Here is a 22716-nt window from a genome sequence, read left to right on the forward strand (position 1 = left end):
GTAGCTCTTTAAGCCGCCCGGAGAGTTTCATGACAGAACAAGCCGACAAAAACATCGACAACCTCATCGAGCTCACCGCCGATGTCGTCTCAGCGTACGTCTCCAACCAATCCGGTCCCGGTGGGGGATCTCCCTGCCCTGATCGGCTAAGTGCACGCAGCCCTGAGGGGCACGGCCGCAAGCATCTCGGCAGAAGAGCCGGTTACCCTCAAGCCTGCTGTGCCGATCAGGAAGTCGGTGACACCGGACTACATTTTCTCCCTTGAGGACGGGAAGAAATTCAAATCGCTAAAGCGCCATCTGTCGACCCATTACAGGCTGACGCCGGATGAACATCGCGGCGATCGGGCCGTGTTCCGCACAGTGACAAAGGTGATATCCAGCCGTCGGAAAGTTCGGCCCGACTTAGTACAACCTTTGTGTGGTGACTGTCGACAAATGCTGCCCGTTTGGGTTCCTGTAACGATTGGTGAGGCTTTGGAACAATGAAGCCATCTCGCGTGATCCAACAGTAAATTCTCCATAGTTAGGATCGAAGAGCGTGGACATTCCATTCGACGCCGTGGTCGCAATTGTGTGTGCGCCACCTTGGGCGAAATACAGGCTCAGCAAATGGGTCGATCCGTCTTCGGTGATTTTGTCAAGCATGCGCGAGAAGCTCGAAGGCTCGCCGAATTTGTGTTTCTTCTCTTTTCCGGATGGTGCCAATCCCGCCTCCTGCAACACGGTGTTTTGTGCCTGAAGGTCGGCCTGAGAAGATCCTGCACCCTCGCTTCGCAATAGATCCTTGAGGTCCTGATACTGCTGCTGCCGCACAGCCGCTGAGGCATGCCTTTCCGATCCAGGTATTAGCGCATTCATTCGGGCTGACGCGCTGTTGTTGCGATTGAGTAGCCACTCCGCAGTCAGCCCAACGCAGATGCCGTTTTCATTCGCCTGGCTCAATTCGGCCGTCCTGTATTCGAACACGGAGGTGCTCGGCCTCGCCGGAGAAGATGTACTGGCGCTCGTGGTGGAGGAGTTTGAACTGTGAAAAGTTGCATCCGATGTGTGTGGCTTGCTGGCGCAGAGCCCCATTTTGTTGGGCAACGCCTCAGGTGGCAGCGTCCTCCACGGCGCGAGATTTTGCTTGGTATCCGTTGCTGGCGACGTGGGATTCACCAAAGACGGTGGGACTTTGGGATAGCCGTCACGGTCACGTAGCTCCTTAGCATATTTGACCCGCTGATCGCTATCGAGCATAGAAATCGTTTGACCAAAGGGCTTAAGCCCCCCAGAGGGATTATGGCGCTCCGTAGTGGGGGGATTTACGGCACCGGCTTGCGGAGCCTTGTTTAGGTGCAGTTCAAAGTCCCCTTGCCCAGCTTGGAACGCTTGCTCCTGGTGCGTCATGGCGTAGGACGCTGCGAAATTTGGATCCAAGGGAAGATCGAGATTGCGAAATGGGTCCATGTTGCCCTCCGAACGGGGTTGGGTTGACTAGCCTTGGCGCTCTGGTGTTATCCGGCTTAGCTTTCGAGAAGCTGACGAGCACTCTTAAGGTTTCACATGAGCATTGCCAGGCGCAGTGTTCTTTTGAGGAGACTGCCGTGCGCCAAATTACGCCGCGGCATGCTCGGCATTGGCCAAGACGGTGGGGGTCGGCCGCAAACCGAAAGAGCCGGAAATGCCTGAGCCGGCGCCGGCGAAGCGGACCCTCGCGGCTTAATTTCATTGTCTGGACTTTTCCCGAAGCGCGCAGCTGCCACCGGCATGATCTGCGCAGAATATGAAAGGCGGGATTAGCCGCGCTATTTGCGCGGCGTTTGCCGAGGCGTTTACCCTTTTGCGGCTGGATTGGGAGCTTGGTAGGCGTTGTCGGACGAACCATCTGGACGATCTCCGGAAAATCACTGTTGCCGGCAGCCTGGCTGGCGCCATGCCCGTTCGATCCAGATGCTATCGGCGAGGCTTCCAATAAAAGCCGAAAGCGGCAAGCCGCTCTTCCGATTGTTTTACCCGCTCTGCGGCATCCGTTTCGGACCGCCCGGCCGTCAGTGTCGCCAGAAGCTCGATGGCGGCGAACGCCGGCGCCATGCTTCGGAAGAACGACTGCGAATTCGATGTAACGATGATTGTTTCCCGCGCGATCCGGGCCAGCGGTGACACGCTGCTGTCGGTGATTGCCACCACGCCGACCCCCTGCCGAGCCGACTGGCGCGCCACGTCGACCGTCGTACGTTCATAAGGCGACATGCCTACAGCCAGAAGCACGTCGCCACGTCCCGCGTGCTGGAGGACATCCAGACCCTGTCGGCCCATCTCGCTGACAAGCGTCACCTTGCGGTCACCGCCAACCACAAACGACATCATGTGAACGAAGTGGCTCGCGACCGGATGAGCGGAGCGCGAGCCGAGGCCGAACAGATTGCGTGATCTTGCAAGCAGGTCGGCGGCGGCGATGAACTGCATGGCATTGCCGTATTCACCGAGGCTTGAAATCTGGGCCGCGAGCGTGTCGGCAACGACGCCGGCAGTCGAACAACCCAGAGCGCCATCGTTTTCGACGCCCTGTCGCGCCGGCTGACCGGCGATTGTCTCACGCAGCGCCCGCGCATAAAGGCTGCGCATATCCTCGTAGCCGTCAAGGCCAAGCCATCGCGCCAGCCGCATCATGGTGCTATGCGAAACGCCGGCCTGGTTCGCCTGCTCGCGCATCGACATCAGCGCGACATCCTTAGGATGGTCGAGCACGAAACGCGCGGCGACCCGCAGCTGCGGCGGCATATTCTCGAACTGTTCGACCAACAGCTCGGCCAAAGGACCCTTTTCCAATCTGAAATACCTCATTCGCCCAATTGCATATCTCTAGAAACAATTGGAACTTGTAGTGCCCTTAAGTATCGCAGCGTTCCGGTACTTTGCCGACGCAGGGGTCGATTCCGCTAATGCGTACGGTAATACCTTGCTGACAGCCGCGCACCGAACTCGAGAGCGCGATCCCGGCTGCGAACGCAATCTGCGGCGTTGCCGCTACGCCAGCCTCGCCATGACCGGAATGTCGCCCGTCCACATATCGCCCTAGCACGGCTTGCGCGAGATTTGGATCGAATGGATCGAGCTTGCGAACTCGTGATACCCCCTTCAAATAGCGGTAGGTTGGTTAGCTAGCGGTAGGTTGGCTAGCCTTTCGCGTTCGCATGCTATTCGGCTCAGCTTTCGAGAAGCTGACGAGTGCTGAGGAATTCCAAAAGCAATTTGCCTCGCCATATGTCTTCAACAGCGCGTTGCGGCACGTTTTGGCGCTCTGGACCATCCGAATGCAGCTGGTCGACATGCGCAACCCTGCAGTCGAATCCGCGCGCGGAAGATGGTGCGCCGCCGCCGGGATTACTCCACGGAGCAGATCCGGCAAATTGCGGCCCACATCTTCTATCCCGTGTTTGAGGTGCCGACTGAAATAGATCACCTAGAGGCGCTTGCAAGCTGAACATGGCTCTAGTCAAGAGGCAGGTGTTAACCGCCAACGACCAGATGCAGGAGCTCTGCAATTTCATGGGCATCCGGTTTCTGACCATGCCCCGCCCCAGCGACCTGGCCAAGGCGGAATTCGGCCATTTCGATCTGGAGAAGCTTGTCTGGCCCAAGCACAACGCCAAAGGCATCAAGCTGCCCCGTTCGCTCTACGAGTACACCTACCGTGCGGTGCCGATCCATCTCAGGGTTGCTGGGATGGTGCAGGCCAACGTCTGCGCTGGCCTAAAAGCAAAATCCTGTTCCCGCGTCCCCGACCACCAGCTCTACGACCTCAAGCGGATCGCGATCTCTCTGATGTTGACGGGCCAGGGAGGCTCGCATGAGGCCATATCGCACTACGTCGACCACAAGGGGGATCTCGAAACGACGATGATCTACGATCTTGGCTTGATCGACCCCTTGCTTCCGGCCACCGAAAGGCTCGGCGCCTTTTCGGCATTTAGGCTCTGATCACAGTAGGAAGCTCGAACAGCATTCTTACCTCGGGCCGCCGTCTCCTGATCGGAGAGGCAGCACGAGAGCGCTGAGGGCTTAGATTGCGACCAAATCAACTTTGATCTGGATCACAATCGAACGATCCGTCAGATTCGGGTCAGGCTCGTACACTAGGAGTGCGATGATTGCACACTAGGAGTACGTTGATATGGGCTACCAGAAGAAATCAGAAAAGCGAGTTGGCCGCTCACATCTGCAGTTGGCCACCATCGACGGCGCATTCATGCCTACTCTACAATTGTCCCTCAACCAGCGGGAGGGTCCTACGCCGACGAAGAAGTCCTTTTTCCAACAATTGCTCCTGGATTTTGCTTTCGCTTGCGAGCTATATTATCCGGTTCAGCAATATGAACGTTTCGCAATGGAGGAGGAAGATAGCCGCGATGCACAGCCTCAATTCGAACCAATCCACGCACCCAATTCCCGCACGTCCCGCCTCACCCCGAAGATTCTGGAACCTCGGAATCCGTGAGCTATGATGATGCCTTCCACAATGCCAATGCTCGCCAGTCCCGCAGCCAGTACCTTTGCACAGAGGATTTGACGGTTTCGGCGGGTTGTAACCTGGGTAGGCTGTCGGGTTCGACGAGCGGTTTAACCTGCTGCCAGTTCAATACCGCGCGAGGCCAGGGTGGATCAATCGAGCGCGCTCGAGGGTGAGCCACCATCTGATGGACAGAAGGCGCGGTGACGCGGAAGAAGAGCTGCGTGTCGCGTTCGGCCGGCGAGCGACCGTTGAGCGCTGTAGGTCCAGATGAACGCGAGATACTGGCCTTGCTTTCGGTTAAGCAGGGTAGCGGCTGTCTGCCAAGGAATTGATTCATTTTCTGATTCTTCCAGAACCTCCGCAATTGAGAAGGAGGCCATTCCGATGAATGCACTCTATCGCGTCGATCTCGACCAACCCGGACCTGTCGACCCAAAAGCCCGCGCCTTATCAGGCTCTGCCGCCATTGGAGGCGGGAAGCATACTGCGACGGCTGGAATACAATTACACGCCCACGCATGCCAGCTGGCTTAACAGGTCGAGATCGAGATCGGCGTCCTGCGCAGTCAATGCCCCGACCGCCGTATCGAAAGTTGTGACAGCCCATTGCCAATGGTCGCCGCTAGGGAAAACCAGCGAAATAGCAGCGGCGCCGGCGTCAATTGGATATTCTAAAGCGAACAGGCCCGCCTCAAAATGGCCAAAGCCTATCCAATGCCCACCGGCAAAGAGTCATAATCCCTGTGCAGAGCCACGAGTGGCCGCACGCTCAATGCCCTTCCGCGCCAGCAAAGTATCGTCCCAAACCGCAAGCGCTCGCATCCAGCGCCGTCCGATATCCGACAATGTGGGACACGCGACATTCGCCTATCCATTGCTCAGAAACGGTTCTCATTTGGCACGGGACGTGCGTGCAACCAAACCGCGTGCCCGCCAAGGAGAAGCTGTCGCATGGTCACATCACCGAAAAAATCCGCCGCCGGTCTCCCGGCTCGGGAGAAGGACGCACGAGCAAGCCCTTGCAACATGAATCCGGTTGCTCACCCGAGTGGGCGCTGCCCGCTGCTCCACCTTCTCCCACAAGGAAAGACGGACACCGAGCACCTTCAACATGAGGAACAAATCACCTTGCCTGGAACCTTGCCGATCATCTCACCGCCACAATCGGAGCCGTGGACCAAAGTTCCGTTTCACCGGCTGCGCAGGGCATTTATTGCGACCGCGTTGATTCTCGCGACGACCCCTCCGGTTTTGGCTGCCAACGACGACGGCAGGGTGACGGATTTCCTGCTCTACAACGGAATGGAGGTGGTCGTCATCCCCGATCATCATGCGCCGATCGTCACTCATATGGTGTGGTACAAGATCGGCAGCGCCGACGAGTCGCCCGGCAAGTCCGGCATCGCGCATTTCTTCGAGCATCTGATGTTCAAGGCTACGGCCAATCACGCCACTGGCGAGTTGACCCGCGCCGTAGCCGAGATCGGCGGATCAATTAACGCCTTCACCAATCGCGATTTTACCGCCTTCTTCGAGACAGTAACACCGTCGGCATTGGAGCAGATGATGGGCTTCGAGGCCGACCGTATGCGCAACCTCATCCTCACCGACGACGTCGTCAAGATCGAGCGCGACGTGGTCCTAGAGGAACGCCGTTGGCGCATCGAGACCAATCCGGGGGCTATACTTGACGAGGCGGTCGATGCCACACTTTGGCAGAACCAGCCCTACCGCATCCCGGTCATCGGCTGGATGCATGAGATTGCGCAGCTTAACCGAACCGACGCCGTCGCCTTCTACAACAAATATTATAGCCCCAACAACGCCGTGCTGGTGGTAGCCGGCGACGTCGAGCCGGAAACGGTGAAGGTGCTGGCCGAGAAGACCTATGGCAAGGTCCCGCGTGGACCGGAGCTGCTGCCGCGAGTCCGGCCGGTCGAGCCTCAGCAGAACACGAAGCGCACAGTGACGCTGACCGACGCGCGCGTTTCGGTGCCTCGCTTCTCAACACATTGGGTGGTTCCGTCCTATCGCACGGCCGAGCCCGGCGAGGCTGAGGCGCTCGATCTGCTGGCCGAGATCCTCGGCGGCGGCAGCCGCAGCCGGCTCTATCAAGCGCTTGTGGTGAAAGAGGGCGTCGCCACCGGGGCCAGCGCCCGATTCCAGGGGGCCTCGCTTGATGCCACGAACTTCGCCATCTCCGTCTCGCCGCGCGGCGATGCAAAGCTCGCCGATCTGGAAGCCGCGGCGGGTGCCGAAGTCGCCCGGATCGCCAAGGATGGCGTTGGCAATGACGAGCTGGACATGGCTAAAGACCGCTTAAACCGCTCGGAGATCTTCGCCCAGGATCAGCAGTCTTACATCGCCAACATATATGGATCCACGCTTGCCACCGGCGGCACTCTGAAAGATGTCGAGGAATGGCCGGACCGCATCCGCAAGGTCACCGCCGATCAGGTCAAAGCCGTTGCAGCCCGCTATCTCGTGCCTGGCCATTCGACCACCGGCTATCTCGTTCCCAAGACGGAGAATTGATGTGATGACGAACCACCAACACCGCGGCACCTTTGCATCTGCCTCCCCTGCTCTCGTTGTGGGAGATGGGAGGACCGCACGCCACGCCACCCTGCTGGCCATCCTTCTCCTCGCCGTCGTCTTCCTCATCCTGCCAGGGCTCACCGCCCAAACGGCTGCGATGAACCTCCAGGTGGTGAAATCTCAAAAAGGTATCAACGCCTGGCTGGTAGAGGACCATACGGCACCCATCATCACCATCGGCTTTGTCTTCGATGGCGGCACCGCGCAGGACCCGGTGGGCAAGGTAGGGCTTGCCAATCTAATGGCCGGCCTCTTCGACGAAGGCTCGGGCGAACTCGACAGCGATGCCTTCCAACTGAAGCTCGATGGCGCCGGCGCCGAGATGGGCTTCAACGCATGGCGCGACGGCATCTATGGCTCGATGCGCATGCTTTCCGAACGGAAGGATGCGGCCTTCGACCTGCTCAGGATCGCGATCAACAGGCCCCGCTTCGATCAGGAGCCGGTCGACCGCGTCCGCGCCCAGATTCTTTCCAGCATCATCGCCAAGGAGCGCGAACCTCACGCGATCGCTGAGCTTGTATGGCGCAGCAGAATCTACGGCACGCATCCTTATTCGAGGCCGGATAAGGGCACCAAGGAAAGCCTCGCCGGTATAGTGCCGGCCGATCTAAGCGCCTTCCACACGGCCATGTTCGCCCGTGACGGGCTACACGTTGCGGTCGTCGGCGACATTGATGCCAAGGCCCTGAGTGAAAAGCTCGACCAATTGTTCGCCAATTTGCCTCAGAAGCAGGCGCTCGCTCCGGTCCCCGACATCGCCCCGAAGCTCGGCCAGTGGACGTTGGTCGCATACGACCTGCCGCAGACTTCGCTTCAGCTGGCTTTTCCCGGCATCGGACCCAACGACCCGGAATTCTATGCTGCGCAGCTGATAAACGATATACTCGGAGGCTTGCCATTTACCTCACGTCTGTTCCAGGAGGTGCGCGAAAAGCGCGGCCTTGCCTACGATATCGAGTCCAACCTGGAAGGCTACCAGCATTCCGACGCGCTTGTCGTGACCACGTCGACGCGCGCCGACAGGGCCGCCGAGACGCTAGGCGCAATACGTCAAGTTATCAAGGAGTTGGCGGAAACAGGGCCGACAGAGACCGAGCTCGAGGCGAGCAAGAAATATTCCATCGGCGCCTATGCTATCAATAATCTGGATTCCTCCAGCTCGATTGCAGCCACGCTCATCGGTTTGCAGCTCGACAAGCACGGCATCGACTACATCCAGCGCCGTCCCGCGCTCATCGAGCAAGTGAATCTCGACCAGGTCAAGGCGACGGCGAAAAAGCTGCTTTCGGCCGAGCCCGCCATCATGGGCGTTGGCCCGCGGCTGGACATCAAAGGATAAAGCCTGGATTCCAATTTCGCCGTCCTTCTCCCGCTGAGAGGCTTTCGGCAGAAGCGCAGTCCGGCCCCGTGGCTAACGGGATTAGCGCGAACACATTTGTATCGGCGTAGCAGGCTTCGGCAGTGGTATGCCGACGGGCAATCCTGTGGCTTTCGTGATGGCGTCTTCGCTGGCATTCAAGATCAGCAGCGACGCAAATGTCCTATTTTGCGTCTCGGTTCGAATCGCTATGTCCGATTCTCCGGGCTGCCGGGCACACGAACTGCGCCGCTAGCAATCAGCGCATCGATGCGGTCTTGATTGATCCCCGTCTGGCGCAGAACCTCCACTGAATGCTCGCCGAGATCGGGGGCAGGACGATTGAAAACGAGTGCAGAGCCTGAAAGCTTCAGCGGCTCCAGCGCGACGCGATAGCGGCCGCCGTAGCTGTGTTCGACGTCGCGGACCAGTTCGCTGGCCACATCAGGATCGGCCAGCGCCTGATCGATACTGCGTACAGGGGCCAGCAGGATACCCGTGGGTGCAAGGCGCGTAAGCGCATCATCGCTGGTCAGCTGACGCAGACGACCTGACAGGATACCGGCGATCTGGTCCCGGTTTGTCCAAGGGCCCTTCCCCGCCAGCAGCGGTATGATCTGCTTGCTGAGGCCCAACGCGGCGGCAAGATCGGGGAGGGATGCGGGGTAAGCCACCAGAGCAATCGCCCCGTCCAAGGTGGAATAGATGCCGTAAGGCGCTGGCTGGTGACTGTGGCTAATGCCATTTCGCCCTCGACTTGCCGGCTCCTGTGCGTTCAGCGCATAGCAAGACTCCGACGCCAGCAAGTGAAGCGCGCACGACATCATATCCACACGCACCCACTGACCAAGCCCTGTCTGATCGCGCTGGCGCAATGCCGCCTGAACGCCGATGACTGCTTGTGATGCTGTGTAGGTATCAACAACGTAGGCACCGGCAGGAACGGGCGGACCATCGGCTGCCCCACCCAGGCTGGCGATGCCCGACAGGGCTTGGATAATCAGATCCAGCGCCGGCTTGTTTCGGCTTGGGCCTGCAGGACCATAAGCAGCTATCGAGCAATAGATTATTCCAGGGTGCTCCGCGAGAACGGCGGAACTGCCTATACCCATCCGCTCCAAGACTCCGGGTCGGAAATTTTCCAGAATGACATCCGCCTGGGAGATCATCTCGCGAATGACCGCTTGTGCCTCAGGCGTTTTCAGATCAATGGACAGTGAACGCTGGTTGCGATTCATGCCCAAGAAATAGGGGCTGGGTGCGTCTGGGTCCGCCTTCGGCTCCTTGATCCATTTACGCTGATAATCGCCGGCCGGCGCCTCGATCTTGACGACTTCCGCCCCAAGCGAACCAAGATACTGCGCTGCGATTGGTCCTGCCGCGTAGTGCGTGAATGCCAAGACGCGAATACCCTTCAGTGGGGGCACGTGATCCTCCTCCTGCGGGCGGGCTTTCGTTCCTATAGAAGTATTTTGCATTTGAGTGCCTCCGTTGGTCCCGGTTTCTTTGCCGATTCATAGCTGCGGTTGTTCGTCGAGATGTGCTCCCAGAACCCACCCACTCGCGCTCGTCCCCTGCTCACACGGCAAACGCGGCGCACGCGTCAAGCGCCGGCGCGGCGCCCCCATGATCGCCGCGATATGGACGACCGTGAATCAAATGCCTATGGCCGAACTATCAGGAATTGCTCAAGTTGCGGGCACTCCGAGGGATAGTGAGAGAAGTGTCCCGCGACTGATCAATTCGGGTGGTCGCGTCCGGTTCTGCTGGATTCGCAGCGGGACAAAATTTCCTGAGTGTGCTCGCCGAGCTTTGGCGCGGGAAGCCGAATTCCGGTTTCGTAGCAGTCGAATTGTAGCGGTTGGTTCAGGTGCCATTCGTCGCCGTCCTCCGAGCTAAGCCGGACAAATAGGTCTCGTGTGCACAATTGCGGATCTCTCGCGACTTCATTCAGGTGAAGCACTTCCCCCCAAGGAATCTCGATCGTACTAAAAATATCTGCCCACGCCTTTCGCGTTTCCTTGGCGATCGCGGCAGCAAGTTGTGCGCGATAGTCAGAAGCGTATTGTAGGCGGTCCTGACGGCTTGCCGAGGCCAGTTGCGCCAGACCAGTCGCCCGGCACAAAGCCTGCCAGTAGTGATCTTCATGCACGATGCTGAGCGTAATGAGCTTGTTATCTGCGCAAGCGAACGTCCCATTGGCGGGTTCGTCCGTGTACACCTCTGCCATTGGTCTTCCGTTTAGGCTCGCGTAGAGATACGGCGTCATCCATGACACCAGACTATCGGTCATAGCCAGATCGATGTAGCAGCCGAGTCCGGTTCGCTCCCGCGCCAGTAGAGCCGAAACCACACCCAGTGCTGCCAGGGTGCCCGAGGCGAGATCGGCAAGGGGCAATTGAAACTGTGCCTGCGGGTGACCGGTTCGACCCTGCTGAATTAGAACCCCGGCCAACCCTTGGCAGGTGAGGTCGTGGGCTGGGCGCCTGCGGTAAGGGCCATTCTGACCGAAGCCAGTCAATGAGAGATATATCAAACGGCGATTTACGGAACTGAGTTCCTCGTAACTCAATCCGAGTTTTTTCATTACGTCCGGCCTATAGCCTTCGATAATAACGTCTGCAGTTTTACTCAACTCGAGTAAGGATTCCCGACCGGCTGCTGACTTGAGATCAAGGACGACACTTCGCTTGTTGCGGTTCAACGAGGAAAAAAGGCTTTTGTGCTTTCGGGCCGGATCACCTCCGTTGGGCCTTTCGATCAGAATGACATCTGCGCCTAGATCTGCAAGTAGCAAGGTAGCATACGGACCAGGATACTGTTCCGCCAGGCTGAGTATTTTCACTCCTTCGAGTGGTGATTCGGTCACGAGAACCTCCACACAATCTTTTCCAAGTGTTGAGCGCGGCGCTTGTGGCGCACCGTAAATTATGATGAGGGGAGCTTACCCAATTCAATGTTGCAACAGTGATAAGAGTTCGCGAAACATCGTAACTCACGGCCATTCCCGTATCGACGGTTGATGGGGCTTCTTCGACCGCGGCCGCCGCGTTGGACGAAAAGCCACCCGCTTCTTGCTCTTGGGATCGGCATGGATCGATCTCCTGAAGCAGTCGGGCGAAAGCCTCGCCGGCCGCATCGCCTATCTCGAGATGCGCCCGATCGACGGTCTGGAAGTCGGCGCCGCCGCTCTTGGGCCGCTATGGGTGCGCGGCGGCTTTCCAGACAGCTTTCTGGCCACTAACGACCGCACCAGTCAACGATGGCGGCAGGATTTCCTCCGCACCTATCTGGAGCGCGACATCCGCCTCCTCGGTCCGCGCATTCCGGCCGAGACGCTGCGCCGCTTCTGGACAATGCTGGCCACCACCAGGCCGGCCTACTCAACGCAGCCGAGTTCGCCCCCGCGCTCGGCGTCGACGGTAAGACCGTCGCGTCCTATCTTGATCTGCTCTTCGATCTCCTGCTGGTGCGCCGGTTGGAGCCTGGCACCCCAATGTAGGCAAGCGCCTGGTCAAGTCCCCCGCGTTTATGTCCGCGACAGCGGCATCACCCATACGCTGCTCGGTCTCGCAACTCAGGAAGACATGCGCGGACATCCAGTGGCCGGCGCCTCCTGGGAAGAGTTTGTAATCGAAACCCTCACTGCCGCCGCCCCCGCCGGAACCCTAAGCAACTTCTACCGAACAGCTGCGGATGCGGAGATCGACTTTGCTACTAACGCTGCCGGGCCAGCGCCTCTGGGCCATCGAAATCAAGCGTAGCCTGACGCCAAGGGTGGAAAAAGGGTTCCATCAGGCCTGCGAGGACCTTGCTCCGGAGCAGCGCTTCGTTGTCTTTCCGGGATCGGAGCATTTTCCGCTCCAGCATGGCGTCGAAGCAGTGCCCTTGCAGGATCTGGGCCGGGCGATGCTTGACGAAGCATCATGCAGAAAAGTTCTGGGCATTCCGGTCAGGGCGAAGCTCAAGCTCCCTCCATCCCACGATTGCGGCGGCTAGCCTATTGTGATCGGCCTCATCGGCCTTACGTTCGGCTTCACCATCAGCGCGTCGGCGGCCATCGTGCGCCGCTGATAGGCGCGCAAGGCCTTGCTCTTCCATTCCACCGTCTTGTCCTCGCCGGCATCGAGGTCACCCGCGGGACGTGATCTCGGTAGTGCCGAAGGTCCCGTCAGCGTGCGCGTCCGGCTGCCGTGGCGGTGGCCGGCGACACCGGCGGTCTCGTCACTGCGCGCCGCCGGCTGCCGGCCATACTGGGGGCGGGCAAGCACCGCTTCCAGCTCGGTCTCGCGCATCGTCTCGATGAAGCCGCGCACCCCTTCGCGCAGGCCAGCTTCGATCGGATCAAACCAGTTGTCGAAAAGATAGGTCGTCGCCTCACCCCCAGGATGAACGGCTTCCGCATTCATGGTAGTCTTTGTCATGGCGTGGTCTCCTTTCCGGCACTCTAACGCCGGATGATTCGAGGTTTGACACCCCGGAGACTACGGCAACTCCCAATTCCAACCACTTCCCAGACAGCACCATCGGATGCCCGGCAGGAGACTGAGCTCACTGCCGGGCCGGGTACGCCTTGGGAGGTGGCGTAAGTGAGCGGTTTTCGTGGCCGTGGGACGACTTCCTCAGCCCGAACGCGGTTTGCCTGTAGCCTTGCATGTACTGTGCCAAAGCAAAAAGGCGTTCAAATACATCCGATAGATCAGAGTCTGCTGCGTCGCGTATCCGACATTGTCAGGTATCGGACGACACTGAACGTGTCTGAGAGCCTGACCCGAAACTCGAGATTGGGCGTGGAACGCGGTTGAGTGGCCCCGTCCGTTGTGATTTGCTTGAGCTGTCTAGACTTGAGCGAAATCACAACATGGGTTGGACGGAGACCACCCGGCGGCAGTATTGCCGCGCGGGTCATCGAGATGCAAATGCAATGACGGACCGGGAATGGGCGCTGATCGAGCCGTTCCTGCCCGGAGCGAAGGCGACAGGACGACCGCGCACGACCGAGCTGCGGGCGGTCGTGGACGCGCTCCTCTATATCGCCTGGACGGGCTGCCAGTGGCGGGCGTTGCCGGACCGCTTTCCGCCGGTTTCGACGGTTCAACGCTATTTCTATGCCTGGCGAGACAATGGGCTGTGGAGGACCATCAACTTCCACTGGTGGCTGCGGCACGCCTGGCCATCGGTCGCGAGGCGAGCCCGAGCGCCGGCATCATCGACAGCCAATCGGCAAAGGCCACGGACGTTGCCGGTTTGCGTGGCTACGACGCCGGCAAGAAGATCAAAGGCCGCAAGCGCCATATCATCGCCGACACCGAGGGCACCTGGTCGGGCTGACGGTGCATACGGCCGACATCCAGGACAGGGATGGGGCAGTCGGCATCATCTCATAGACGAACGGGGCAGTCATGCCCGTCAGCCGTAGCGCTCCGGTGAAGGTCGTGGTCTTCCAGTGGCCAGGCCCAGCCGCGTCCAAGGATTCTGTAAACAGGTGCCGGATCAATCGCCTTATCTGATCCGGAAGCGACACGCATCGCTAAAGGGCGGTACCATGCTTGATGTCCGACCCAGCTTGGCCGCCAACGCCACTGCGATCTTTCGAGTGAGCGACCGCGTCCGGTCTCGACGACCGTAGGAGAAATGCACGCCCCCAGAATAATGCGATGCGCCGATGGATCCGAAGGCTTGTTCGGTCACGATGATAAGGCTCCGGCTTTGGCCGCAGCGGAGGCGGACACCATCCTTGTATGCCACCGCCGATGATCAAAGGCGAAGCTTCATATTTTTTGGCCCCGCTCTGGAGCCAGGGGACCAGGCCACCGCTCGATCGAGGTGCAACTGATGAAGTCAGGGGGCTCGGGTTTCGCACATGGCGCGCGCCCCAGAAGGCTGTCGAGGATGCGACGCGCACGCCAAGCAAGCAGGCTTAGGCTCGGATCGGCCAGCCCGCGCTGCCCGAGGCTCGCGTTCTGGACGAAGATGCGTCTGTCGCGCGGTCCGTCCCAGCGCACCGAAAAATCCTCGCAAATAGCCAACTCATTGTCGATCTGCTCCAACCGGTCCGCGATCGGTTCCAAGAAGTCTGGCAACGCGTTCTGGTAACCAGTTGCCAGGATAACGATGTCGGCCGTAACCTCTCCGACATCTTCCATGCCGCGCTGCAGGGTCAGCCTGTGGCCCGCACCGGCGTTGATGCAGCGTGAAACTTTGCAACCCGGCTGCAGTGTGATGTCACATTCATTTGGCTCGAGAAATGTGTGGCGGTACAGCGCCTGATAGGTCGCGCGTAGCGTGCTTTCTGAAATGCCGTCCGAGGCAAGCACGAAACGACGCAGGAACAGCTTGCGCTGCGACTCGCTCATCCCCGCCAAACGATCCGAAAAGCAGGGCATGAACAGCTCATTTGTGAATGGGCTGTTGTCGAGAGGCACGTAGATTTGGCACTGCGAGACCCAAGTGATCAATCGAGGCCGTCGTTCTTTCGGCAGGCCGACGAGGTGCAACAGCACCTCGGCCCCCGACTGGCCTCCGCCAACGACGCAGACATGCTTTTTCCTCACCTCAGGATGGATGTCTAGCAAAGCGGATGAGTGGAACAGGTTGCGTCCAGTCCAACCCTGAAACTGAGGCGGAATCTGCGCCTGCTTGCCAATGCCAACCACGACGTCTCTGGCGCCGAGAACCGCGTTATCCGTCCGCACCCGAAATTCGCCTTCAAAGCAGATTTCGCGTGCCGTCTCGCCGCCGTGGACAAGGGGGTTCCGGTGGAAGGCCCAGTTGAGATATTGCTCGAACTCAGATCTGAGCACGGCCTCGAACTGTGCGTTCAGAAAATGGTACAGACGGCCGTGCTCGTGCAAGTAGTTTACGAAAGTGTAGGCTGATCGCGGATTCACCAGCGTAACCAGATCCTCGAAGTGGCTGACTTGGAGTTGCGAGGACTCGAATGTGATGGCTGGATGCCAGCGCAAGTCGACCTGCCGATCCAAGAACAGCGCCTCTAGTCCTGTTTGCTCGTCGTGTATCTGACACGCAAGACTCAAATTCAACGGCCCAGCTCCGACCCCAATGCAAGAGAGCTCCACTTGCCTTGCTCCTACAGGTGTTTCCCGGCCAGGCGGCATGTTCGCGGCAAATATCGGCTTGCGCCCCTCGCGGGCGTTATCGAGCTCCGGTCCTGACCGGATTTGCGACAATTGTCCTGCGCGTTCGGGCTATCGAACATAGACGCCGAGCATTCCAACCGGTGGCAATCGACGGGTCATGGTGGCGACATGGGTTGGGGGGCATCAACGCATGTCCTTTCCGCCGGCCTCCACGACCACGTCGCCATCACTCGACACGGTTGCCAGGCCCATCACGTATTTGAAGCCGGCGCATGATGCGCCGGCCTTTCGGCGGCTTGGTGGCAGGCAAGCGCGCGGTTTTCACCGCGGCGTCGGGCATTTTCGGTGCGCATAAAATCATGGATGACGTTTCTCGCTGATACGTTCGCAGAATCCCGTGCATAGGCCGTGCCAAAGAAGGAAATCAGATCAAAGCAATTGGTTGGCGGATTTTCAAACCTGTCGGAAATCCGACATTGAGGGGTGCGCCTCACGGCGGCGCCCGATTCGCACGTCGATGTCGCCCTTTTCCGAAGAGCCAATCCGTCACCTTTTGAACCAGAAGATTCGGAATAAGGACGGTGTCTTTATCATCGGACGGTGCAGGCCCTTGTATCTCCAGCTGGACAGACCGCGACATGCCTTGTCATCAAAGTCGGCAGTCGCAAGAGCAGCCAGATTCTTCACCAATCATGCCGTTGCACTGGGTCGATCACGACATCCTCGAAGGCAGCGATGATGGCGGGTGACGCAATCTCATTCCCGCCGCGAGGCCTCTCGCATGGGGAAGCAATTCGCTCGGACGATGCTCTTGATCAGATGGTTGCGGATGGGCGCATGCCCAGACCTAACCCGGAAAATTCATGGAGGTTGTCGGATGTGGTGCAAGCCGTTGAAATGACGTAGGATTTGGTTGCTTAAGCCGATCCGAACCATTTCCCGGAGACCACACCCGCCATGAATGATCTTACGCTGCCGCTGAGCGGTTTGTCATCTGTTGGCGGCAAGTCCGTCGTCGCCCGTTTCGACGGCGGCATGCTGTCGTCCAACAGTGGGGTTCTGGCTCTGGCCGAGGTGGAAAAGCGGCTGCGTGTCGCCGAGCGTCTGGCGCGCTGCATCGATGATCCGCGCTGCCCGGACCAGGTCATCCATAGCGTGGCCGATATGATCGGCTTTCGCATGAAGATGATTGCCGCCGGTTATGAGGATGGCAACGACGCCAACCGGCTGCGCTGCGATCCGATCTTCAAGATGGCCCAGGATGCGCTGCCTTCGGGTCGGGATCTGGCCTCGCAATCGACGATGTGCCGGCTGGAGAACCTGCCTGGCGTGCGGGAACTGGTCGTTATGGGCCGTGCGATGGTCGACCTCTATTGCTCTTCCTTCCGCCAGGTTCCGAAGCGGATCGTGCTCGACATTGACGACACTTTTGACGCCGTGCATGGCGGCCAGCAATTGCGGCTGTTCAATGCCCATTACGACGAATACGGCTTCCAGCCGATTGTTGTGTTCGATGGCGACGGCCGGTTCGTCGGTGCGGTCCTGCGACCAGCGAAGCGGCCGAGCGGGGCTGAAATCCGCCCCCACCTGCGCCGCCTGGTGCGGGCGATCCGGAGCAACTGGCCGAACACCGGCATCCTTATCCGGGCCGACGGGCATTACTGCAGCCCGCAGGTCATCGACTGGTGCCGCGCCAACGATGTCGACTTCATCCTCGGCTTGGCGCCCACCACGACCCTGCGCAAGCATGTCGCGGACCTGGAAACCAGCACGATGGCGCGCTTTGAAGCATCGAAGACGAACAAGGTCCGCCGCTTCAAGGAGTTTTTTGACGGCGCCGCCAGTTGGAGCCGCGTAGAGCGCATCATCGCCCGCGTCGAGGTCGGCGCCCAGGGTGCCGATACCCGCTTCATCGTCACCAACCTTGCAAGTGGCAAGGCCAAGGCGCTCTACGAGGATGTCTACTGCCGGCGCGGCGCTGCCGAGAACCACATCAAGTCGTGGAAGACGCATCTCGCCGCCGACCGCACCTCCTGCACAAGAGCGACGGCCAACCAGTTCCGGCTATTCCTGCATGCCGGCGCCTACTGGTTGATGTGGGGCTTGCGCGCCGCGATGCCGAAACGCTCGAGCTTTGCCGTCGCCCAATTCGACACGCTGCGATTGCGCCTCATCAAGATCGCCGCCCGCGTGGTCGAGATGAAAACCCAGATCCGCCTGCACCTGCCGACGTCCTGCCCCGACCAGCGCATCCTGCGCATCGTCCCCAGTCGCATCCCGCAACTCGCGACATAAACGATGGGACGCAGACGTCCCGAAACAAACCCGCCGACCTCAACCCGCAAACCCCCGCCTTCCATCACGACGGATCATCGCCGGCGCCCGACGAGGCTTGTCAAAATGCACTCCGAGGGCGGCCAGATCGCCGATGCAGGCCGCCCTAAGCCGATCGCCGTGCATCAAGCGGGCTAAGCGCATCAACTATCGCACTAGCTGGGAACCTCACCAACTGGATTGTCGACCGTATAGAGATAGCCGGAAGAGCTTTGCGCTATAATCACATTGCCAACCACGCATCCAAGAGAACAAGCGCCATTTGGTCCCTGCGACCCAATCTAGGCGCGGAGGGATGAGGCCGCAAAGCAACCTTTTGCGCGCCCACAGGTAGGCCAGGATCACGGGCGCCGCGATGCGCTCGGCATTATCGAAGTGAATTGCCTTCTCCGTCGCCGCGAAATGAGAAAATTGCAGCAATGCCCTTGATGTCGCCGCGAACGATCCAGTGCCCTCAAATCCGACAGTGCTGCTCGCCAAGAGCTCCATGTTGCCACGGTCGGCGCCATCAATGCGAAAACACCCCTGAAAAAGCTCGATCTACGGTTTGGCGATCTACCTCAGAAGCAACCGATTGCCCCGTGGCCGAAGTCGATCCGAAGCTCGGTCAGTTCGCGTAGAGCTTCACTGCTCGAGTTTTCCGCGGTGCCCACGGAACCCGCACAGGAGACCGATCATGCGTCTACGGCTGCACGCGTTGTCGGGTCTTCGACAAAGTCGGACATGAGACACAGCGCCATCAGAGCCATCTCATTGTTGTGAAACGATTTTCTCATTTGGCACGACACGTGCTGCACTATCCACATACGCACTTCGGCGCGGATAGAGGAGAAATTATTCCATGATCACGCTGGCCGAACATGTGGTCGCCCCCGCGAAAGCCGAGCTTTCCCGAGCCGACGGAGACTCTTGCGCTTGTTTTCCAGTCCACATCATTCTTCAGGTTATCCGGACATGACGGCATTCGATTTGCGCCCAACGCTGAATGCTCCCGACGATGATCCCTACCTTTGGCTTGAAGATGTAGAAGGCGAACGGGCACTTGACTGGGCGGCCAGCCAGTCGGCCAGGACCTTGGAGCACTTCGATGGAACACAGTTCGAGCGCGATCACGATGCCCTGACAGCGATTTTCGACCGTCTCGACAACATTCCCCTTATCACTCGCCGCGGACAGCACCTCTACAATGTCTGGCGAGATGCCCGAAACCCGCGCGGACTGTGGCGGCGAACCACCCTTGCCGCCTATATGACGGCCGATCCCCAGTGGGAGCCCCTGCTCGATCTCGACGCGCTCGCCGCCCGCGACGGAGAGGACTGGATCTGGGGCGGCGCGTCGGTCGAGCCTGACAAACGGGAAAGAGCCGTTCTGCGCCTGTCGCGTGGCGGCAGCGCCGCGGTCGCGCATCGCGAATTCGATCTGGGTACTCTGAGCTTAGTCGCCGACGGTTTCAATCTCCCGGAGGCGAAGGGCGGCATCAATTGGCTCGACCCTGACACGCTTCTGCTGTCCAGTGCCTTTGGTGATGGCATGGCCACCCGCTGCGGCTACGCGCGCACCGTGCGGCTGTGGAAGCGTGGCGCGGATCCGCTCACCGCGCCGGTAATCTTCGAAACCGGTTCCGAATCCCTCGGCGTGTCTGGCCATCTGGATCGCACCGCCGAGAGCGAGCGCCTTTGGTTCATCGAGAGGCCGGCCTTCTTCGAGAAGATAATCCGAATCGGCGACAGAAGCGGGCCGAAGATGCAGATCGACCTTCCTCGGGACGCCTGGTGGAATGGCTTCGGCGACTGGCTGGCGGTAAAGCCGCGCAAGCCCTGGACCGTGGGAGGGACGACCCATGCCGCCGACACGCTGATAGGCATCTCGCTCTCTTCCTTCATCGCCGGAAAGCGTAATTTTAGCACCCTCTTTGAACCAGGCGACAGGCGCTCCCTGCAGTCCTTCTTCTGGAATGACTGCAAGCTCATCATCTCCTATCTCGTCAATCTCGTTCCGCGTTTCGAGATGTTCACCCCCGGCCGTCAGGAATGGACGCGCCTAGCGCTGGAGACAGTGCCTACCGAAGGAACTGTTCATCTCTGGCCGCTCGATGCGGAACGGCACGTTTCCAATGGAGAGGTTCTCGTTTCGGCTCAGGACCCGATCACGCCGCCGCAGCTTTTCCTCTTCGACCTCAATGCCACGGCTCTCGGCGCTCCAGTGATCCTGAAGCGCCACCCGGACAATTTCGACGCATCCGGTCTAGTGGTCACGCGACACGAGGCAGTCGCGACCGATGGTGAAATGATCCCCTATACGCAGGTCGGCCCGGCGAACAGCGACGGGGATGCTCCGCTTCACCTCACCGCCTATGGCGGGTTCGGCATATCGTGCCTGCCCTCCTACAACTCCTCGCTCGGCAAGCTATGGCTCGAACGCGGCGGCACTTGTGTGGTGGCGAATATCCGAGGGGGCGGCGAGTTCGGCACCCGTTGGCACGAGGCGGGTCGTAGGGAGGGCAAGCGTCTTGCGCATGACGATTTCGCCGCCGTTGCCACCGATCTCGTGCGAAGGGGCATCACGCGGTCGAGGCGGATTGCCGCCGAGGGCTGCTCAAATGGCGGTCTGCTGATTGCCAATATGCTGACCCGCTATCCCGAGCTTTTCGGTGCGCTGTTCTGCGCAGTTCCGCTTATCGACATGCGCCGCTACACCAAGCTTTTTGGCGCAGGCGGGATTGGCGAATATGGCGATCCCGACAAGCCGGAGGATTGGACTTTCCTCCGGGAAATCTCCGCCTATCACGCCGCAACGCCGGGACAGCCCTATCCGCCGATCCTGCTTGCCACCACGAAGCGGGACGACCGCGTCCACCCGGGCCACGCGCGCAAGACGGCCGCAAAGTTGCAGGCTCTTGGCTATCCGGCTTACTTCTACGAGGCCAGCGCGGGCGGGCACGGCTACGGCAAGAACAATCGGGAGCGGGCCGCATTCGTCGCCCTGGGCCACAATTTCCTTCGCAGTGCGATCGGCTGGCGCGCCGATAGCGTTCGATAGGTGGCCGGGATCAACAAGAGCAACATTTCAACAAGTAGCACAGGTCGATTTTTAGTGAGCACACGCAGAACGGGTGCTCGGTCTCACCAACATGAGCAGGAGGCTCATCCGGTCTCAGCAAGTTCGAGCAAGATCTTTCATAGTGCAGTGCGTCATCTCTGAAGAGCAAGGAAAGAACATCATGGCGAAAAAGCGAATGGGCGTGGCGCGGGAGGTAGCAGCGGCCCTCGTCCTCATTGTGGTGGGACAGCAGGCCGTCGCGGCGGACCTGGTGCAAGCCGCGAGCGTCCCGCAGGCAGGAGCCTCGGTCACGGAATGGCCAAGCCCTTGGCAGGTCCGCCTGCGCACGTTGGGGGTCATCACTGAGGATTCAGGCTACGTCAACGCGGTGCCCGGCTCCGGTCTTTCCTATTCGGACTCCCTGACACCGGAACTCGATATCTCCTATTTCTTCACCGACAACATCGCCGCCGAACTCATACTCGGCACGACCTACGCCAACATCGACGGCCAAGGAACGATCGGTGGGCTGGGCAAGGTCGGCAAGGTTTGGCTGCTGCCGCCAACGCTCACACTGCAGTACCATTTTACCGATTTCGGCGCCTTCAAGCCCTATGTCGGTGCCGGCATGAACTACACGATCTTCTATAACCAGGATGCCGGCAGCGCCGATGCTCTCAAGGTTAAGAACACGTTCGGCACCGCGCTACAGGTCGGATTCGACTACATGGTGGATCAGCACTGGGGTGTCAACTTCGACGTGAAGAAGCTTTTCCTGAAGCCAGACTTCGACGTCACGGTAGGCGGCGCGAAGCTGACAGGCAAGGCCGCGCTCGATCCCTGGTTGATAGGCGCAGGTGTCACCTACCGTTTCTGATACCCGCGGCGAAGGTCGGTTGCGGCAGCCGATCTGAAAGGAGGGGCGCCTCGTGCGCCCTTTTGCCGTCGGCCCTGCATCTCGACGGGCAGCAGCCAATTGCGAGACTACACTTGAAGAAGCCGTTGTCGAAAGGGGGGCCTCCCCGCTCCCACCGAACAAAGAAGGGTACCCTTGGTCAACGCGACCTGGACTAACGCCTGAAATGGAAGTGTTTAGACGCACCAAGGAGCAGGATGGCTTTGCCGTGTTGATGCGATGCTGCGGCCACACTCCTCGCCGACATCAGTCTCCCGGGAGGTACGCCTCCGGTGAAGTCTTCGCCGGAGGCGTACCCCGGGAGCATGTCTGAGCTCTATGCAGCACGATCGGCTATCCGAAGATCATCCGGTTGGATCAGGGAGCGAGTTCGCCTTTCACGACTTCGACTATGCCTGCACCAAGGCGTCATCCTATGCCCGCCGGATCGTCGGCTGGCGGGTGAAAAGAGCCGTAACCGCCCGATTGGCACCGCCTGCCAGACAGCGCCTTGATGGCCTAAGACACGTCTTTAACGACGTCGTTAGCGACGTGTCTAGGCGAGGTATGGGATGCGTGTCGAAATTCTTGGTCAGGAACGGCGGCGGCGTTGGGGTGACGAGAAGAAGCGCGACATTGTCATGTCGGTTGGGCTCGACGGTGCGACGGTCACTGAGGTTGCACATCGGCACGATGTGAGCCGGCAGCAGATTTACGCCTGGCGGCATGAGCTGAAGAAGAAGGGTTTGTTGCCGTCCACTGCCGATACGGTCTTCCTTCCCGTAGACACGTTAGCCATGCTTGGCGCCCCGCTCGTGCGCGAGGACGTTGCGCGCGTGCCTGCAATGATCGAGTTGCGGTTGAACGATGGGCGCAGCCTTCGCTTCGACAG

15 protein-coding genes and 3 pseudogenes are annotated in these 22716 nt (G+C 59.7%); 12 read left to right on the plus strand and 6 right to left on the minus strand.

The annotated features are described in order from the left end of the window. The first annotated feature begins 29 nt into the window (after nucleotides 1-29). Nucleotides 30-489: pseudogene (locus tag D3227_RS30995) on the plus strand (Ros/MucR family transcriptional regulator). Here D3227_RS30995 and D3227_RS31000 read toward each other — a convergent pair. Next, entirely contained in the window at nucleotides 406-1452 is a 1047-nt protein-coding gene (locus D3227_RS31000; protein WP_245451941.1) for a YopT-type cysteine protease domain-containing protein, read from the minus strand. The pseudogene D3227_RS30995 and the gene D3227_RS31000 sit on opposite strands and share 84 nt — an antisense overlap. A 139-nt stretch (nucleotides 1453-1591) precedes the next feature. Between D3227_RS31000 and D3227_RS43085 the strand changes: the two are divergent. Then, a pseudogene (locus tag D3227_RS43085) lies at nucleotides 1592-1708 on the plus strand (MucR family transcriptional regulator); the annotation flags it as partial. 230 nt (nucleotides 1709-1938) lie between these two features. Here the strand turns inward: D3227_RS43085 and D3227_RS31010 are convergent. After that, nucleotides 1939-2799 carry a MurR/RpiR family transcriptional regulator gene (locus D3227_RS31010; RefSeq protein WP_120018002.1) on the minus strand — a complete coding sequence of 287 codons (861 nt, stop codon included), beginning with the start codon at nucleotides 2797-2799 and terminating at the stop codon, nucleotides 1939-1941. 672 nt (nucleotides 2800-3471) lie between these two features. Between D3227_RS31010 and D3227_RS43090 the strand changes: the two genes are divergently transcribed. The 4 genes from D3227_RS43090 (at nucleotide 3472) to D3227_RS31035 (ending at nucleotide 8438) form a co-directional block, all read left to right on the plus strand. Next, on the plus strand, nucleotides 3472-3966 hold the full coding sequence (locus D3227_RS43090; RefSeq protein ID WP_245451942.1) for a hypothetical protein: 495 nt from the start codon (nucleotides 3472-3474) through the stop codon (nucleotides 3964-3966). A 193-nt stretch (nucleotides 3967-4159) separates the two neighbouring features. Beyond that, the gene (locus D3227_RS42295; RefSeq protein WP_208646495.1) at nucleotides 4160-4483 is read left to right on the plus strand and encodes a hypothetical protein; all 324 of its coding nucleotides are present in this window, start codon (nucleotides 4160-4162) and stop codon (nucleotides 4481-4483) included. Nucleotides 4484-5449: 966 nt separating this feature from the next. After that, the gene (locus tag D3227_RS31030; RefSeq protein ID WP_425374571.1) at nucleotides 5450-7033 is read left to right on the plus strand and encodes a M16 family metallopeptidase; all 1584 of its coding nucleotides are present in this window, start codon (nucleotides 5450-5452) and stop codon (nucleotides 7031-7033) included. Nucleotides 7034-7037: 4 nt separating this feature from the next. After that, nucleotides 7038-8438: a M16 family metallopeptidase gene (locus tag D3227_RS31035; RefSeq protein WP_120018004.1), complete on the plus strand. Its 1401-nt coding sequence runs from the start codon at nucleotides 7038-7040 to the stop codon at nucleotides 8436-8438. A 227-nt stretch (nucleotides 8439-8665) separates the two neighbouring features. Here D3227_RS31035 and D3227_RS31040 read toward each other — a convergent pair whose 3' ends face one another. Both D3227_RS31040 and D3227_RS31045 read right to left on the minus strand, forming a co-directional pair. Further along, on the minus strand, nucleotides 8666-9934 hold the full coding sequence (locus D3227_RS31040; RefSeq protein WP_120018005.1) for a CaiB/BaiF CoA transferase family protein: 1269 nt from the start codon (nucleotides 9932-9934) through the stop codon (nucleotides 8666-8668). 260 nt (nucleotides 9935-10194) lie between these two features. Next, nucleotides 10195-11325, minus strand: coding sequence for a CaiB/BaiF CoA transferase family protein (locus D3227_RS31045; RefSeq protein ID WP_167480926.1), 1131 nt, complete (start codon nucleotides 11323-11325; stop codon nucleotides 10195-10197). 205 nt (nucleotides 11326-11530) lie between these two features. Between D3227_RS31045 and D3227_RS31050 the strand changes: the two genes are divergently transcribed. Beyond that, entirely contained in the window at nucleotides 11531-12220 is a 690-nt protein-coding gene (locus tag D3227_RS31050) for an ATP-binding protein (RefSeq protein ID WP_147377720.1), read from the plus strand. A gap of 231 nt (nucleotides 12221-12451) precedes the next feature. Here the strand turns inward: D3227_RS31050 and D3227_RS31060 are convergent, their stop codons facing one another. Further along, nucleotides 12452-12880 carry a hypothetical protein gene (locus D3227_RS31060; protein ID WP_120018009.1) on the minus strand — a complete coding sequence of 143 codons (429 nt, stop codon included), beginning with the start codon at nucleotides 12878-12880 and terminating at the stop codon, nucleotides 12452-12454. A gap of 437 nt (nucleotides 12881-13317) precedes the next feature. Between D3227_RS31060 and D3227_RS31065 the strand changes: the two are divergent. Then, a pseudogene (locus D3227_RS31065) lies at nucleotides 13318-13837 on the plus strand (IS5 family transposase); the annotation flags it as partial. A 390-nt stretch (nucleotides 13838-14227) separates the two neighbouring features. Here D3227_RS31065 and D3227_RS31070 read toward each other — a convergent pair. After that, nucleotides 14228-15574, minus strand: a complete 1347-nt coding sequence (locus tag D3227_RS31070) for a lysine N(6)-hydroxylase/L-ornithine N(5)-oxygenase family protein (RefSeq protein ID WP_245451947.1) — start codon at nucleotides 15572-15574, stop codon at nucleotides 14228-14230. Nucleotides 15575-16513: 939 nt separating this feature from the next. Between D3227_RS31070 and D3227_RS31075 the strand changes: the two genes are divergently transcribed. The 4 genes from D3227_RS31075 to D3227_RS41890 form a co-directional block, all read left to right on the plus strand. After that, the gene (locus tag D3227_RS31075) at nucleotides 16514-17851 is read left to right on the plus strand and encodes an IS1380 family transposase (RefSeq protein WP_120018011.1); all 1338 of its coding nucleotides are present in this window, start codon (nucleotides 16514-16516) and stop codon (nucleotides 17849-17851) included. Nucleotides 17852-18844: 993 nt separating this feature from the next. Next, complete coding sequence (locus D3227_RS31085; protein ID WP_120018013.1) at nucleotides 18845-20929, plus strand: prolyl oligopeptidase family serine peptidase; 2085 nt, start codon at nucleotides 18845-18847, stop codon at nucleotides 20927-20929. Nucleotides 20930-21125: 196 nt separating this feature from the next. Further along, complete coding sequence (locus D3227_RS31090) at nucleotides 21126-21806, plus strand: OmpW/AlkL family protein (RefSeq protein ID WP_208646497.1); 681 nt, start codon at nucleotides 21126-21128, stop codon at nucleotides 21804-21806. 590 nt (nucleotides 21807-22396) lie between these two features. After that, the coding region (locus tag D3227_RS41890; protein WP_167480928.1) for a transposase at nucleotides 22397-22716 on the plus strand (320 nt) is incomplete at its 3' end.

The organism is Mesorhizobium waimense, from assembly GCF_003601975.1.
Classification (GTDB): domain Bacteria; phylum Pseudomonadota; class Alphaproteobacteria; order Rhizobiales; family Rhizobiaceae; genus Mesorhizobium; species Mesorhizobium waimense.